The organism is Pantoea brenneri, from assembly GCF_038594305.1.
GTDB classification, from domain to species: Bacteria; Pseudomonadota; Gammaproteobacteria; order Enterobacterales; family Enterobacteriaceae; genus Pantoea; species Pantoea brenneri.
Map to the genome: position 1 here is coordinate 488581 of NZ_JBCGBG010000003.1, position 14172 is coordinate 502752.

Sequence of the window (14172 nt, forward strand, 5' to 3'; positions counted from 1 at the left end):
GGCGGCTGCCAGACACAGCGCGCCGCCCGCAAGGATTACAGCGTCTTCAGACCCACAGACGGGATATTTCTGCCGTAATAAATTTCACGCATCTCTTTCCACAGCAGGTCGGTAATCCGTTTATGCTCCTGTGGGCTGAGATCTTCAGGTTTGGTATTAAACAGGTAGTGCTTCAGATCGAACTCTTTCAGCAACATCTTGGTATGAAAGATGTTTTCCTGATAAACGTTCACATCCACCATGTCATACATCGCTTTCATATCTTCCGACATGAAGTTCTGGATCGAGTTTATTTCGTGATCGATAAAGTGCTTCATCCCCTTCACATCACGGGTAAACCCGCGCACCCGGTAATCGACCGTGACGATGTCAGATTCCAACTGGTGAATCAGGTAGTTCAGCGCTTTGAGCGGTGAAATCACGCCGCAGGTAGAGACTTCAATATCGGCGCGGAAGGTACACAGTCCGCCTTCCGGATGACTTTCCGGATAGGTGTGTACGCAGATATGACTCTTATCCAGATGGGCCACCACCGAATTCGGTAACGGGCCAGGGTGTTCCGAGTTATCGATATCTTTCGGATCGATCGGTTCTTCGCTGACCAGAATGGTGACGCTCGCGCCCTGCGGCTCATAATCCTGGCGCGCAATGTTCAGCACGTTGGCACCAATGATCGAGCAGGTCTCGGTCAGAATTTCGGTCAGACGGTTGGCGTTATATTGCTCATCAATATAGGCAATATAACCATCACGTTCAGCTTCAGTATTCGCATAGCAAATATCGTAAATACAAAAACTCAGGCTCTTAGTCAGGTTGTTGAAGCCATGTAGTTTTAGCTTTTGCAATTTCACTCACCCCCTTAGAAATGTGCCATCAGCGCGTGGCGGATAACGCATTCAACAGATATTGCGGCAGGGCAAAACTGCCGGTATGGATTGCCGGTGTGTAGTAACGGCAGGTCAGGCCAGCGGCCTCGAAACGCGCCTGTAACGTCGCGCTATCGAGCTGGCGCAGCGCCGGATTGTCACTGGCCCAGGCAAAGGTCATGATGCCGCCATAATAGGTCGGAATCGCCGCCTGATAGAAGCTGACATCGGCAAAATAGTGACCCAGTTTGCGATGGCTGTTGACCGCTTCGTCCTGCTGCAGGAAGCAGACGCCATTCTGCGCCACAAAGATGCCATTTTCATTAAGGGCCGCTTTGCAGCCGGCATAAAATTCTGAGGTAAACAGACTTTCGCCAGGACCGATCGGATCGGTGCAGTCCGAGATGATGACATCGAATTTTTCGCGGGTCTGGTTAACAAAGTTAACCCCGTCGTCGATCACCAGGGTAAAGCGCGGATCGTCATAGGCACCGGCGCTGTGGTTCGGCAGATACTGACGGCAGAACGTCACCACGCCCGCATCAATCTCCACCATGGTGATCTTTTCGATCTGCGGATGACGTGACACTTCGCGCAGCATTGCGCCATCACCGCCGCCGATAATCAGCACGCTTTTCGCCGCACCGTGCGCCAGCAGAGGAACGTGGGTCATCATTTCATGATAGATAAATTCGTCGCGCTCGGTGGTCTGTACCACACCGTCCAGCGCCATCACGCGACCCATCGCGGCATTTTCGAAAATGATTAAATCCTGATGCGCAGTTTTCTCACGATAGAGCTGTTTATCAATCGTGAAATACTGGCCAAAACCGGCATGAAGGGTTTCATACCACATTTCATTTTGGGCCATGGTGGGGCTCTCCTCTGATGACATCGCCATGAAAATGGGCGGCACATCATAGCTAACTCTGACCGTGGTTGCACGGTCAAATGTCCAGCAGAAGAGAGGGGAGAGGGTTATCTGACGTAGGCCAGCAGACTCAGCGAATCACGCGCCAGCGACTTGCATTTTTTATCGTTAGTGATGGCGATGCCGCTCAGGTCACGATAGCTCTCTTCACCCAGCGCCTTCATGTTGTAATTGCTGTAGTTGCTTAAATCCCAGCGGTTCTGCTGAGCAAAAAACACCAGCGCTTTACGAATCTGCGCATCCGGCAGATCCTGATAGCCGCAATCATTTTTCAGATAGACGAACACCGCCGTCAGATCGGCCAGATCTTCCGCTTCGGATTCGCTCAGGGCAAAACTGGTGGAGGAGAAGCCAAGGAGTCCCGTCAGCAGCAGGATCTTAATGCTTTGCTTCATAATCGTTCTCTTCAATGGATATTGTTAATGACGTTAGCACAGTTGCTATCAGGTTTTCGATTAATTTGCCGTACCGTGCGGCTCTCCGGCTTTTTTCGGCTCATTCTGGCGGGTAACACTTGACCTTCCCATAAGGTCAGGGTTTAGGCTGTCTGCTCTCATGCCACAAGGATGATCACCATGCAACGTCGCCATTTCCTGAAACTCACCGCCGCCCTGAGTGCCGCCGGGGCGCTGCCGCTCTGGAGCCGCTCGCTGATGGCCGCCAGCCGCCCGCTGCTGCCCGTTCCCTCGCTGCTGACGCCGGATGCTAACGGCCAGTACACGCTGACCGCGATGCAGGGTACCAGTCAGTGGAATGGCAAAGCGGTGCCGACCTGGGGCTATAACGGCAATTTGCTCGGTCCGGCGATCCGGCTGCAAAGCGGCAAGCCCGCCACGGTGAACATTCATAACCGGCTGAATGAAGCGACAACGCTGCACTGGCACGGGCTGGAGATCCCTGGCGCGGTTGACGGCGGGCCGCAGGCCAGCATCGCTGCTGGCGACACCCGGCAGGTCTCTTTCACGCCCGATCAACCGGCAGCAACCTGCTGGTATCATCCGCATCTGCACGGGAAAACCGGTCATCAGGTGGCACAGGGACTGGCGGGGCTGATCCTGCTGGAAGATAACGAGATCGGCAAACTGCGGCTGCCTACTCAGTGGGGCGCGGATGACGTACCGCTGATCTTTCAGGACAAACAGCTGACCCAGGATGGCAGCCGCATCGATTACCAGCTGGACGTGATGCGCGCTGCGGTCGGCTGGTTTGGTGACATGATGCTGACCAATGGCGTGCAATATCCGCAGCAAGCCGTACCGCGCGGCTGGCTGCGGTTGCGCTTACTCAACGGCTGCAATGCCCGTTCGCTGGACATCGCCGCCAGCGATCGGCGTCCACTCTATGTCATCGCCAGTGATGGCGGACTGCTGGCAGAGCCGGTCAGGCTGGAATCACTGCCGATGCTGCCGGGCGAGCGCTTTGAAGTGATGATCGATACCGGGGATGGTAAGGCTTTTGATCTGGTGACTCTGCCGGTCGGGCAGATGGGCATGACGCTGGCACCGTTCGATCAACCGCTGCCGCTGGTGCAGATTTTACCGCTGCGGGTGATGGCCAGCGGCACGCTGCCGGATCGGCTGGCAACGCTGCCGCCGCTGCCGAAAACCGAGGGGCTGACCAGTCGCTGGCTACAACTGATGATGGATCCTCAGCTGGATCAGCAGGGGATGCAGGCGCTGATGCAGCGCTACGGTGACAAGGCGATGGGCAAAGGCGGTCATCCTACGATGCCGATGGCGCACGATAAACCGGTGGTCAGTCACGATCAGCCGATGGATCACAGCATGCACGGCATGGCGCAACCGGCCGGTTACGATTTCCGTAGCGGCAATAAGATCAACGGCCAGGCATTCAATATGACCCAGCCGTCATTCGCGGTAAAACTGGATGAAACGGAACAATGGACCATTTCCGGCGAGGGTGACGCGATGCTGCATCCGTTCCATATTCACGGTACGCAGTTCCGTATCCTGTCAGAGAACGGCAAACCACCGGCGCCGCATCGTCAGGGCTGGAAAGACATGGTGAATGTCGACGGCTGGCGCAGTGAAGTGCTGGTGCGCTTCAGTTACGTCGCCGCCGCCGAACATGCCTATATGGCCCACTGTCATCTGCTGGAGCATGAAGATACCGGCATGATGCTCGGGTTCACCGTCAGCTAAATCAGGCCTGATCCAGCGCCAGCCTGATATCTTCAATCAGGTCACCCGCGTTCTCAATACCAATCGACAGCCGCACCGTGGCGTCAGTGATGCCGATACGCTGACGCACCGCCTGCGGCACACCGGAGTGCGTGGTGCTGCCGGGATGGCTGGCGAGCGACTCGGTGCCGCCAAGGCTGACCGCCTGCTTGAACAGCGACAGGGCGTTGAGAAAACGGAAGGCTGCCTGCTGGCCGCCAGCTATATCAAACGAGAAGGTCGAACCGGCTCCGCTGCACTGCTCGCGGTAGGTTTTGCCTTCTGCACTCGCTTCATCCAGATAAGGCAGCCAGTGCAGTTTCGCCACTTTAGGATGATCGCGCAGGAAGGCGGCCACCGCTTCGGCGTTGTGAAACGCTTTCTCCATTCGTAGCGACAGCGTTTCCAGCGATCGGCTGATCATCCAGCTGGAGTGCGGATCGAGCTGAGTGCCGATAGCACTGCGCAGCGCCCGGACCTGCCCCATCAGCTTTTTACTGCCCATCGCCGCACCGGCAATCAGGTCGGAATGGCCGCCAACGTATTTGGTCAGCGAGTAGAGCGACAGGTCCGCGCCCAGCGTCAGCGGCTGCTGAAACAGCGGGCCGAGCAGGGTGTTGTCGCAGGCGATAATCGGACGTGAACCCTGCTGCTGGTCGATCTCATCGGCGATCCGCGCCATCAGACGGATGTTCACCAGGTTATTGGTCGGGTTGGCCGGCGTCTCGATCAGGATAATCGCTACCCGACCCAGCGCCATCGCCTGCTGCGCCGCCTCCCGCACTTTGGCCTCGTCATTGCCGTCGCTAAAGCCGACCGCCTTAATCTCCAGATTGTGCAGCGTCTTGCTCAGCAGCGTTTCGGTACCGCCATACAGCGGCTGAGAATGCAGAATAACCTCACCCGGCCGGGCAAAGGTCAGCAGGGTAGTGGCGATTGCTGACATACCGGAAGAGAACAGCGAACAGCTCTCCGCCTGCTCATAGACCGCCAGCCGATCTTCAACGATTTCACTGTTGGGATGGTTAAACCGCGAATAGACCAGTCCACCCGATTTGCCTTCTGGCGGTTCACGCCGGCCTGACACATAGTCAAAGAAATCCCGTCCCTCTTCAGCGCTGTCAAACACAAAGGTTGAGGTCAGAAACACCGGCGGCTTTACCGCGCCTTCAGAGAGGCGAGGGTCATAGCCGTAATTCAGCATCTGGGTTTCAGGATGCAGCGGGCGATCGCCGATGTGGGTTTTTTTACTTGATGATGAAGTCATTGAGATCTCCGGCCAGCGGCACGAGTGGAGTAACGATATGTTGGATAAAGGCTACCATGCAGCGAATCATGCTGGTAAATGCCAGAAAGTTCTAAGGTAATGCGCATTTGCACCGCCCCTCGCCGGGGCGCAATAATTTTCACCACGGTATCGTTTGCTTTAAGGCTGGCGCAGCCGCCGCGCTACTCTCTATGATAGACTTCGTGGCTTTTCTGACGTAACCGGGCTGAAAGCAATGAAACACACTGTTGAAGTGATGATCCCTGAACAGGCAATCGCCGCGCGCATCGCTGAACTGGGCAAAGAGATTAACGACCATTACCGTGACAGCGGCAGCGATATGGTGCTGGTGGGGCTGCTGCGTGGCTCTTTTATGTTTATGGCCGACCTGTGCCGCGCGATTGATGTCCCGCACGAAGTCGACTTTATGACCGCGTCGAGTTACGGCAGCGGCATGTCCAGCAGCCGCGATGTGAAAATCCTGAAAGATCTGGATGAAGATATCCGTGGCAAAGATGTGCTGATCGTCGAAGATATCATCGACTCCGGCAACACTCTGAGTAAGGTGCGCGAAATCCTGCAGCTGCGTCAGCCAAAATCACTGGCGATCTGTACCCTGCTGGATAAGCCGGAACGCCGTGAAGTAGAGGTCAACGTTGAGTACGTCGGCTTTGCCATCCCGGATGAGTTCGTGGTTGGGTTTGGTATCGACTATGCGCAGCACTATCGCCATCTGCCGTATATCGGCAAAGTGGTGCCGATCGAATCCTGAGTACAGCGCACCGCACATTCTTCCAAGGCCAGCACCGCCTGCTTCGTGTAGGCTGTGTCGCGCCTGACTCCGCTTATTTATCGCTATTCAACAGATTAGCGATGCCGTGACGGTAGCGTTGTTCAAGGATTTCGCGGCTGTTTGCCGTAACATCAAGGTTACGCAGGCAGCCGTCCTGAATGCCGTAAACCCAGCCATGCAGTGAGACATTCTGCCCGCGTTTCCAGGCAGATTGCAGCACGGTCGAGTGTCCCAGGTTATAGACTTGTTCAACGACGTTGATTTCGCACAGTTTATCCAGACGTTTATCCGGCGGGAGTTCCCCCAGCAACACGCTATGCTTGTACCAGAGGTCACGGATGTGCAGCAGCCAGTTGTCGATCAACCCCAGTTCCGGGTTATCCATCGCCGCCTGCACGCCGCCGCAGCCATAATGACCACACACAATGACGTGTTCAACTTCCAGCACTTCGATGGCGTATTGCACCACGGAAAGACAGTTGAGATCGGTGTGAATCACCAGATTGGCGACGTTGCGGTGGACAAACAGTTCACCCGGTTCCAGTCCGGTCAGACGTTCGGCGGGGACGCGGCTGTCAGAACAGCCAATCCACAGGAAGCGCGGTTTCTGAGCCTGGGCGAGCCGCTCAAAAAAGCCGGGATCTTCTTCGACCAGTAATTTGGACCATTCACGGTTATTACTGATCAGGGTATCGATATCTGTCATGGCGTTGAGCGACCGGTTACTGCGCAGAGTGCGTGCGCGTACTATAGGCGAAGGCTTCACAAATTTAAACGGCATTAAATTGCCATCAAAACAGGGTATGGATTCGGAATGACTTATGCACTGGAACTTTCCCGGCTGACCAAGACCTATCCCGGCGGCGTGCAGGCGCTGAAGGGTATCGATCTTAACGTTGAGGCCGGTGATTTTTATGCACTGCTGGGACCGAATGGCGCCGGTAAATCAACCACCATCGGTATTATCAGTTCGCTGGTCAACAAATCTGACGGCAGCGTCCGGGTATTTGGCTACGATCTGGAAAAAGATGTGGTCAACGCCAAACGCCAGCTCGGTCTGGTGCCGCAGGAATTTAACTTCAACCCGTTTGAGACGGTGATGCAAATCGTAGTTAACCAGGCGGGTTACTATGGCGTCGAACGTCGCGAAGCCAATGAGCGGGCGGAAAAGTACCTGAAGCAGCTCGATCTGTGGGGAAAACGTAGCGAACGGGCGCGGATGCTCTCTGGCGGCATGAAGCGCCGTCTGATGATCGCCCGGGCGTTAATGCATGAACCTAAGCTGCTGATCCTCGATGAACCAACCGCCGGGGTTGATATCGAACTGCGACGCTCAATGTGGGTGTTCCTGAAAGATCTCAACGCCAAGGGCACCACCATTATTCTCACCACCCACTATCTGGAAGAGGCAGAAATGCTGTGCCGCAATATCGGCATTATTCAGAGCGGGGAACTGGTCGAGAACACCTCAATGAAAGAACTGCTCTCCAAGCTTAAATCGGAAACCTTCATCCTCGATCTGGCGCCGCGCAGTCCGTTACCGACGCTGGAAGGCTTCCAGTATCGTCTGGTGGATACCTCGACGCTGGAAGTGGAAGTGTTACGGGAGCAGGGTCTGAACAGCGTGTTCAGCCAGCTCAGCGCGCAGGGCGTGCAGGTGCTGAGTATGCGTAACAAAGCCAACCGTCTGGAAGAATTGTTCGTCGGCCTGACGCAGGGAAAAACAGGAGCAAAAGCATGACACATTTGTACTGGGTGGCGCTGAAGAGCATCTGGGCCAAAGAGATCAACCGTTTTGCCCGCATCTGGATCCAGACGCTGGTGCCACCGGTGATCACCATGACGCTCTACTTCATCATCTTCGGTAACCTGATCGGCTCGCGGATTGGTGAGATGCACGGTTTCAGCTATATGCAGTTCATCGTGCCGGGTCTGATCATGATGGCGGTGATCACCAACGCCTATGCCAACGTGGCCTCGTCGTTCTTCAGCGCCAAGTTCCAGCGCAATATTGAAGAGCTGCTGGTCGCACCGGTGCCGACCCACATTATCATCGCCGGTTACGTGGGCGGCGGGGTAGCGCGTGGCGTCTGCGTCGGCATTCTGGTTACCGCCATTTCGCTGTTCTTTGTGCCGTTCCATGTCCACTCCTGGGCCATGGTGGCGGTGACGCTGCTGCTGACCGCGGTGCTGTTTTCGCTGGCCGGCCTGCTGAATGCAGTCTTCGCCCGGACTTTTGATGACATCAGCCTGATCCCGACCTTTGTGCTGACGCCGTTAACCTATCTCGGCGGGGTATTCTATTCCCTGACGCTGCTGCCGCCTTTCTGGCAGGCGGTCTCGAAGCTTAATCCGATCGTTTATATGATCAGCGGTTTCCGTTTCGGCTTCCTCGGTATTAACGACGTGCCACTGGTATTTACTCTGTCGGTGCTGATTGCCTTTATCGTGGTGTTCTATGGTCTGGTATATACCCTGATTCAGCGCGGTCGCGGATTACGTACCTGATTGCCGCTCTCAACAAATCAGCCACGCGGTGAAAACGGCGTGGCTTTTTTTTGACCGTATAAAGACTGGCCGATTTAAGCTGGCGGCCGGTATCTAATTTAACCTTTTAATAACATCTTAATCCCACCCCGGCTGATTATTCTTCCTCTGCTGCTGGCATTAATGCCAGTCTCCGCGGTACTGGCAATAAAATAACCCTAAGTATTATCTGATAATAACCCCTGCTTCCTTTATATCGCGCTGATTTAACTCAGTTAAAAAATTTTTAGGAATTGGATGAATAGCTGGCTGTTGTTTAATTGAAGCCGAGTTAGCAAAATACCGTCAGATTAACGTTATTTCCTTGATCATGGATGGAAATGGGGGAATGTTGAGAGTTCAGTAAGAAAGATGGCCGGTAAATCAGGGCCAGTCTTAATTAAAAGGCAGGAAAAGATGAATCGTATTACGTGGATCGATAATCTGCGGGGATTGAGTATTCTCGCAATCATTTTTTTGCATAGCACTATCGCCGTGCATAATAATGCCGGACACTTTACCGCCTTCAGTAGCCTGTTAAATGAAATGCTTGCACCAGTTCGATTAGGACTGATGTTTTTCGTTTCAGGTTTATTTGTCGATGCGGGATTAAGAAAAGGCCTGGGTCCCTTTTTTAATAATAAGATCCGCAGCATCCTCTATCCTTTCGTGGTATGGGTGATTATTTATGGCGGGTTAAAGATCGTCTTTAGCTCAATGGCCAATACGCCGCAGTCACCGTTGAATATCATTCTGTCCCACCTGACGGGCGGGGGCGATATGACATGGTTCCTGCAGTCGCTGTTTATTTTCTTTGTGGTGATTATCTTTGCCCGTCACCTGCCGTTCCTGCTGGTGTTTGCGGTTTGTATGGGGCTGAGCTGGGGCCTTCCGGCGATCGATCCTGACAGCGTATTCGCCAGCTTCGATAACACCCACGTGAATAAGTCGTTCTACCTGTTCGTTTTCTTCTACCTCGGTGACTACGTGGTAAGAAAACAGGTCGATATTGCGGATAAAGTGCAGCATGGCCCGACGTTATTTATTTCACTGTTAAGCTTTGTGCTGCTCTCCTGCTTGAATATCTTTGTGCTGGAGACCAACTCGCCGGCTTTACTGTCGCCGCTGGCGCTGTTGTCGGTGCCGTTCTTTGTCTGGATTGCGCTGAAGCTGAAGTCGGATCTGGTTTACTACATCGGGGTCAACTCAATCGTCTTTTACCTGTCGCATTATCTGGCGATTCAGTTCTTCAGTAAGATTGTGAAATTTGAAAGCCCGTCAGCCTGGGTAAACGACCTGAAGTTTATCTCCGCTTTTCTGGTGGCGCTGGCGCTGCCGTGGACGCTGTGTCTGCTGAGAAAACGTGGCTGGTTCAACTTCCTGTTTACCATGAAAAAGCCGTCTAAATCGCTCGCCACTAAACCGGTGTAACGACCGTCAGGTCAGCAAAAAAAAGGGCCGCCGATCGCTGATCGGCGGCCCTTTTTTCGATCAGGCAACCTGCACCGGCACCGCTTTCGCCAGCCGCTTCATCTGGTTATCGCCCTCAAAGTAGGCCACTTTAGGCTGCCACTGGCGCGCTTCCGCATCCTCGACCTGCACGTAGGAACAGATGATCAGAATGTCGCCTTCACAGGCGCAGCGCGCTGCCGCCCCGTTGACCGAAATGATTTTGGAGCCACGTTCAGCGGCGATGGCGTAGGTCGAAAAGCGCTGGCCGTTGGTGACGTTGTAAATATCAATCGCTTCATATTGCAGAATGCCGGACGCATCAAGGAAGTCCTGATCGATAGCACAGGAGCCTTCATAGTTGAGGTCCGCCTGCGTAACCTTCACGCGGTGCAACTTGCCTTGTAATACAGTGCGAATCATAGCCAGAAACCTTGTCAGACGAGAAATAAAATGACCTTCAGCGGATGCAGCTTACTGCGTCAGGTCGACAGTTTGATTATCGATTAAACGGGCATTACCCAGCCAGGCCGCCATCAGTACCACGGCGCGCTGGCTGTCAACCGTCAGCGGTTGCAGGGTTTCCGCATCGCAGATGGCCAGGCCATCCGGGCGTAATCCCCGCTCCAGCAGCGTCTGATTGGCCGCTTCGATGATCTCTTCAATGTGGCGCTCGCCGTTAGCCAGCCGCGCCGCCATCTGATTCATTACCTGACTCAGCGCAGGCGCCAGCTTACGCTCGTCAGCGGTTAAGTAGCCATTACGCGAACTCAGCGCCAGGCCATCTTTGGCGCGCACCGTAGGCACGCCGACAATCTCAATGTCAAAGCCCATGTCAGCCACCATCTTGCGAATGATAGCCAACTGCTGGAAATCCTTTTCACCGAAACAGGCAATGTCCGGCTGAACCAGGTTAAACAGCTTGCTGACAATGGTTGCCACGCCGCGAAAATGACCGGGGCGGGTTTCCCCTTCCAGCAGCGAAGAGAGCACCGGCACTTCAACAAAGGTCTGATTCTTCAGGCCGTGCGGATAGACCTCAGCCGGTGACGGGGCGAACACCACATCAACCTGATGGCGGTTCAGTTTCTCGCAATCCTGCTGCAGGGTACGCGGATAGCGCGCCAGATCGTCAGCGCGATCAAACTGCATCGGGTTGACGAAGACGGAGACGATTACGATGTCGCCGCGCGAACGTGCTTCATCGACCAGCGTTAAATGTCCTTCGTGCAGATTGCCCATGGTGGGCACCAGCGCGATGCGCTTACCTTGTTGCCGCCAGCGACGCACTTCACGGCGCAGCATCGGCAGCGTTTCAATGATCAACACGGTTACTCTCCTGAATTACTGGAAGCTGTGCTCTGCCGCCGGGTAGGTTCCGGCTTCGACTTCGGCGATATAGTGGCGAATCGCGGCGCGGATATCGCCGGTCGCGGCGAGGAAGTTTTTAGCAAATTTGGGGATATGCCCGCCGGTCACGCCCAGCGCATCGTGCATTACCAGAATCTGCCCATCGGTTACGTTGCCGGCCCCAATGCCGATCACCGGAATGGAGAGGGCAGCGGTTACGCGCTGAGCCAGCGCAACCGGTACACACTCCAGCACCATCAGCTGTGCACCCGCCGCTTCCAGCGCCAGCGCATCGGTCATCAGCTGCTCTGCGCCTGCCTCATCCCGGCCCTGAACCTTGTAGCCGCCAAAGATATTGACCGACTGTGGCGTCAGACCAAGGTGCCCGCAGACCGGTACCGCACGCTCGGTCAGCATCTGTACTGTCTCTGCCAGCCAGCTTCCGCCTTCCAGCTTCACCATGTTGGCACCGGCACGCATCAGCTGTGCGGCATTGTCGAAGGTTTGTTGTGGTGTGGCATAACTCATGAATGGCAGATCGGCCAGCAGCAGCGCCTGTGGCGCGCCGCGCCGGACGGCGGCAGTATGGTAGGCGATATCGCTGACCGTGACCGGCAGGGTGGAATCGTGGCCCTGCACCGTCATGCCGAGGGAATCACCAACCAGCATCACCTGAATGCCTTCGTTGGCAAACAGGCGGGCAAAACTGAAATCGTAGGCGGTCAGCGTGGCGAATTTTTTGCCGTCGGCTTTCCACTGACGCAGATGGGACATTGTGGTGGGTTTCATGGCGCTCTCAACTCAGAAATTCTGATGGGCGCAGTTTACTGGATAGCGTTAAAGAGCGGAATCGAAGATGTGTGATTGTGTGCTCAGGCGTGCCAGAGACGGATAGCGCTGCTATCCAGCGTGGCAAGCACGGCGCTGAGCGCCCGGCCATCCGGCAGCGTGGCGTCGGGTGCGATTGCCAGCAGCGGCACCAGCATAAAGGCGCGGTTCAGCAGGTCATAGTGCGGCACAATCAGGCGATCGCTGTTAATCACCGCGTCGCCAAACAGCATCACGTCGATATCCAGCGTGCGTGGACCCCAGCGCTCTGCCTTGCGCACCCGGCCATGCTCCCGCTCAATCCGCTGGGTATGATCCAGCAACGCCTCCGCGCTCAGCCCGGTCTCCAGCGCCACGGCGGCGTTAAGAAAGTCAGGCTGATCGGGTGGGCCGTAGGGCGGCGTGCGATAGAACGGCGAGGTGGCGATGCGTTGCGTCTCTGGCAACGCATCCAGTGCGCTCAGCGCTGCATCAACCTGATGCAGCGGATCGGCCAGATTACTGCCTAACGCGAGGTAAACCCGGGTCATGAGGCGTTTTGATTATCGCGACGCGGTGCCGAAGGACGACGGCGTGGACGGCGTGATTTATGCCGCGGTGCCGGATCGTCGCCAAGGTTGTTGAGCATGGTTTTCTGGTGTGGCGGTGCCGCCACCTGGAATTCACCCCACCACTGGCTCAGGCGCAGCAGTTCCGGGTTATTCTCCACTTCAGCGCGCAACGCCAGCAGGTCATACGCGGCGCGGAACTTAGGATGCTCCATCAGTTTCCAGGCACGTTTACCGTGGCGACGCGACATGCGTAACTGAAGCTGCCAGATATCCCGGATCAGCGACGTGATACGTTTCGGGATCGCCAGCGCACGACAGGCTTCATCCAGCGTATCGTTCATCGCCATCGCAAAGGCTTCAAAATAGGTCAGGCCGCTTTCCTGCGCAATGCGTTCGGCCGCTTCAAGCTGCGGATACCAGAACATCGCCGCAAACAGGAAGGCCGGATTGACGCGCATGTCGTTGTGGATGCGGTTATCGGTGTTTTTCAGCACCTGAGCTAGCATCTTCTCCATCAGGCTGTCGCTCTGCTCGGTGAAGTTGCGCGCCAGCGTCGGGAACAACGGCTGGAACAGCTGGTATTCACACAGCTTGAGATAGGTGCTGTAACCGTAGCCAGCCTGCAGCAGCTTAAGCGACTCTTCGAACAGGCGCGCGGGCGGAATATCACGCAGCAGCGAGGCCAGACGCGGGATCGGCTCAGCCGTTTCCGGCGCAATGCTCATGTTGAGTTTGGCGGCAAAGCGCGCAACGCGCAGCATCCGCACCGGATCTTCGCGATAGCGGGTTTCCGGATCGCCAATCAGACGAATGATGCCCTGTTGCAGATCCTGCAGACCGCCAACATAGTCACGGACGCTGAAATCGGCGACGCTGTAGTAGAGGCTGTTGATGGTGAGATCGCGGCGCTGGGCATCATCTTCGATGGTGCCGAAAATGTTGTCGCGCAGCAGCATGCCGCTCTGGGCGCGCTGCGAGCTGTTGCGATCGTCTTCGCTCTCTTCCACCTGGTGGTGACCACGGAAGGTAGCAACTTCAATCACTTCCGGACCAAACATCACGTGCGCCAGACGAAAACGGCGGCCAACCAGGCGACAGTTGCGGAACAGCTTGCGCATCTGCTCTGGCGTGGCGTTGGTGGTGACATCGAAATCCTTGGGTTTTTGCCCCAGCAGCAAATCGCGCACGCCACCGCCTACCAGATAGGCTTCATAACCGGCTTTATTCAGGCGATAGAGCACTTTGAGGGCATTTTCGCTGATGTCTTTGCGTGAGATGGTGTGGCTTTCACGAGGAATGATGGTCATATGACTCTCTGGTTCAACCTCTGCAGGGGCTTCCTCTTCATCACGCTTCAGGACTTTCCGGCAAAAATTAGCTACTCGGGTAAAAATGGGACACCTCGACAGTGGCGTAAAAGGGTGTAGGTAA

Annotated in this window: 15 protein-coding genes; 5 read left to right on the forward strand and 10 right to left on the reverse strand. The window is 55.6% G+C overall.

The window, feature by feature from the left end; genetic code table 11:
• Window positions 1-35: 35 nt before the first annotated feature.
• The 3 genes from speD to AABB92_RS15760 form a co-directional block, all read right to left on the reverse strand.
• Window positions 36-845 (reverse strand): adenosylmethionine decarboxylase, encoded by an 810-nt coding sequence (gene speD / locus AABB92_RS15750; protein ID WP_046289219.1) that lies wholly within the window; start codon window positions 843-845, stop codon window positions 36-38.
• A 28-nt stretch (window positions 846-873) separates the two neighbouring features.
• Window positions 874-1737, reverse strand: a complete 864-nt coding sequence (speE, locus tag AABB92_RS15755) for a polyamine aminopropyltransferase (RefSeq protein ID WP_046289196.1) — start codon at window positions 1735-1737, stop codon at window positions 874-876.
• A gap of 107 nt (window positions 1738-1844) precedes the next feature.
• Window positions 1845-2192 (reverse strand): YacC family pilotin-like protein, encoded by a 348-nt coding sequence (locus tag AABB92_RS15760; protein WP_009092068.1) that lies wholly within the window; start codon window positions 2190-2192, stop codon window positions 1845-1847.
• A gap of 180 nt (window positions 2193-2372) precedes the next feature.
• Here AABB92_RS15760 and cueO point away from each other — a divergent pair, with 180 nt between their 5' ends.
• The gene (gene cueO / locus AABB92_RS15765; protein WP_046289197.1) at window positions 2373-3959 is read left to right on the forward strand and encodes a multicopper oxidase CueO; all 1587 of its coding nucleotides are present in this window, start codon (window positions 2373-2375) and stop codon (window positions 3957-3959) included.
• Between the two features lies 1 nt (window position 3960).
• Here the strand turns inward: cueO and AABB92_RS15770 are convergent, their stop codons facing one another.
• A complete protein-coding gene (locus tag AABB92_RS15770; protein WP_031375744.1) occupies window positions 3961-5244 on the reverse strand; it encodes a cystathionine gamma-synthase family protein in 1284 nt (427 codons plus the stop codon).
• A 235-nt stretch (window positions 5245-5479) separates the two neighbouring features.
• Here AABB92_RS15770 and hpt point away from each other — a divergent pair, with 235 nt between their 5' ends.
• Window positions 5480-6016 carry a hypoxanthine phosphoribosyltransferase gene (gene hpt / locus AABB92_RS15775; RefSeq protein ID WP_046289198.1) on the forward strand — a complete coding sequence of 179 codons (537 nt, stop codon included), beginning with the start codon at window positions 5480-5482 and terminating at the stop codon, window positions 6014-6016.
• Between the two features lie 73 nt (window positions 6017-6089).
• On the opposite strand, the gene can is transcribed toward hpt, so the two are convergent.
• Complete coding sequence (can, locus tag AABB92_RS15780; RefSeq protein WP_031375743.1) at window positions 6090-6743, reverse strand: carbonate dehydratase; 654 nt, start codon at window positions 6741-6743, stop codon at window positions 6090-6092.
• A gap of 108 nt (window positions 6744-6851) precedes the next feature.
• Between can and AABB92_RS15785 the strand changes: the two genes are divergently transcribed.
• The 3 genes from AABB92_RS15785 (at window position 6852) to AABB92_RS15795 (ending at window position 9994) form a co-directional block, all read left to right on the forward strand.
• The gene (locus AABB92_RS15785; protein ID WP_031375742.1) at window positions 6852-7778 is read left to right on the forward strand and encodes an ABC transporter ATP-binding protein; all 927 of its coding nucleotides are present in this window, start codon (window positions 6852-6854) and stop codon (window positions 7776-7778) included.
• Entirely contained in the window at window positions 7775-8545 is a 771-nt protein-coding gene (locus tag AABB92_RS15790) for an ABC transporter permease (protein ID WP_031375741.1), read from the forward strand. Before AABB92_RS15785 ends, AABB92_RS15790 begins: the two co-directional genes overlap by 4 nt.
• Window positions 8546-8980: 435 nt before the next feature.
• Complete coding sequence (locus tag AABB92_RS15795) at window positions 8981-9994, forward strand: acyltransferase family protein (RefSeq protein WP_046289199.1); 1014 nt, start codon at window positions 8981-8983, stop codon at window positions 9992-9994.
• 60 nt (window positions 9995-10054) lie between these two features.
• Here AABB92_RS15795 and panD read toward each other — a convergent pair whose 3' ends face one another.
• From panD to pcnB, 5 genes are all read right to left on the reverse strand, one after another.
• Window positions 10055-10435 carry an aspartate 1-decarboxylase gene (gene panD, locus AABB92_RS15800; RefSeq protein ID WP_031375740.1) on the reverse strand — a complete coding sequence of 127 codons (381 nt, stop codon included), beginning with the start codon at window positions 10433-10435 and terminating at the stop codon, window positions 10055-10057.
• Between the two features lie 51 nt (window positions 10436-10486).
• Window positions 10487-11341 carry a pantoate--beta-alanine ligase gene (gene panC, locus AABB92_RS15805; protein WP_031375739.1) on the reverse strand — a complete coding sequence of 285 codons (855 nt, stop codon included), beginning with the start codon at window positions 11339-11341 and terminating at the stop codon, window positions 10487-10489.
• Window positions 11342-11356: 15 nt separating this feature from the next.
• Complete coding sequence (gene panB, locus AABB92_RS15810; RefSeq protein WP_031375738.1) at window positions 11357-12151, reverse strand: 3-methyl-2-oxobutanoate hydroxymethyltransferase; 795 nt, start codon at window positions 12149-12151, stop codon at window positions 11357-11359.
• An 83-nt stretch (window positions 12152-12234) separates the two neighbouring features.
• Window positions 12235-12720, reverse strand: a complete 486-nt coding sequence (gene folK / locus AABB92_RS15815; protein WP_031375737.1) for a 2-amino-4-hydroxy-6-hydroxymethyldihydropteridine diphosphokinase — start codon at window positions 12718-12720, stop codon at window positions 12235-12237.
• Complete coding sequence (gene pcnB, locus AABB92_RS15820) at window positions 12717-14135, reverse strand: polynucleotide adenylyltransferase PcnB (RefSeq protein WP_206108874.1); 1419 nt, start codon at window positions 14133-14135, stop codon at window positions 12717-12719. Before pcnB ends, folK begins: the two co-directional genes overlap by 4 nt.
• Window positions 14136-14172 lie beyond the last annotated feature (37 nt).

What these genes read in the sequence shown, in the direction of transcription:
- panD (WP_031375740.1), bottom strand. Translation starts at nt 10,435, where the DNA reads ATGATTCGCACTGTATTACAAGGCAAGTTGCACCGCGTGAAGGTTACG.
- can (WP_031375743.1), bottom strand. Translation starts at nt 6,743, where the DNA reads ATGACAGATATCGATACCCTGATCAGTAATAACCGTGAATGGTCCAAA.
- AABB92_RS15770 (WP_031375744.1), bottom strand. Translation starts at nt 5,244, where the DNA reads ATGACTTCATCATCAAGTAAAAAAACCCACATCGGCGATCGCCCGCTG.
- folK (WP_031375737.1), bottom strand. Translation starts at nt 12,720, where the DNA reads ATGACCCGGGTTTACCTCGCGTTAGGCAGTAATCTGGCCGATCCGCTG.
- AABB92_RS15785 (WP_031375742.1), top strand. Translation starts at nt 6,852, where the DNA reads ATGACTTATGCACTGGAACTTTCCCGGCTGACCAAGACCTATCCCGGC.
- AABB92_RS15760 (WP_009092068.1), bottom strand. Translation starts at nt 2,192, where the DNA reads ATGAAGCAAAGCATTAAGATCCTGCTGCTGACGGGACTCCTTGGCTTC.
- AABB92_RS15790 (WP_031375741.1), top strand. Translation starts at nt 7,775, where the DNA reads ATGACACATTTGTACTGGGTGGCGCTGAAGAGCATCTGGGCCAAAGAG.
- AABB92_RS15795 (WP_046289199.1), top strand. Translation starts at nt 8,981, where the DNA reads ATGAATCGTATTACGTGGATCGATAATCTGCGGGGATTGAGTATTCTC.
- panB (WP_031375738.1), bottom strand. Translation starts at nt 12,151, where the DNA reads ATGAAACCCACCACAATGTCCCATCTGCGTCAGTGGAAAGCCGACGGC.
- speE (WP_046289196.1), bottom strand. Translation starts at nt 1,737, where the DNA reads ATGGCCCAAAATGAAATGTGGTATGAAACCCTTCATGCCGGTTTTGGC.
- cueO (WP_046289197.1), top strand. Translation starts at nt 2,373, where the DNA reads ATGCAACGTCGCCATTTCCTGAAACTCACCGCCGCCCTGAGTGCCGCC.
- hpt (WP_046289198.1), top strand. Translation starts at nt 5,480, where the DNA reads ATGAAACACACTGTTGAAGTGATGATCCCTGAACAGGCAATCGCCGCG.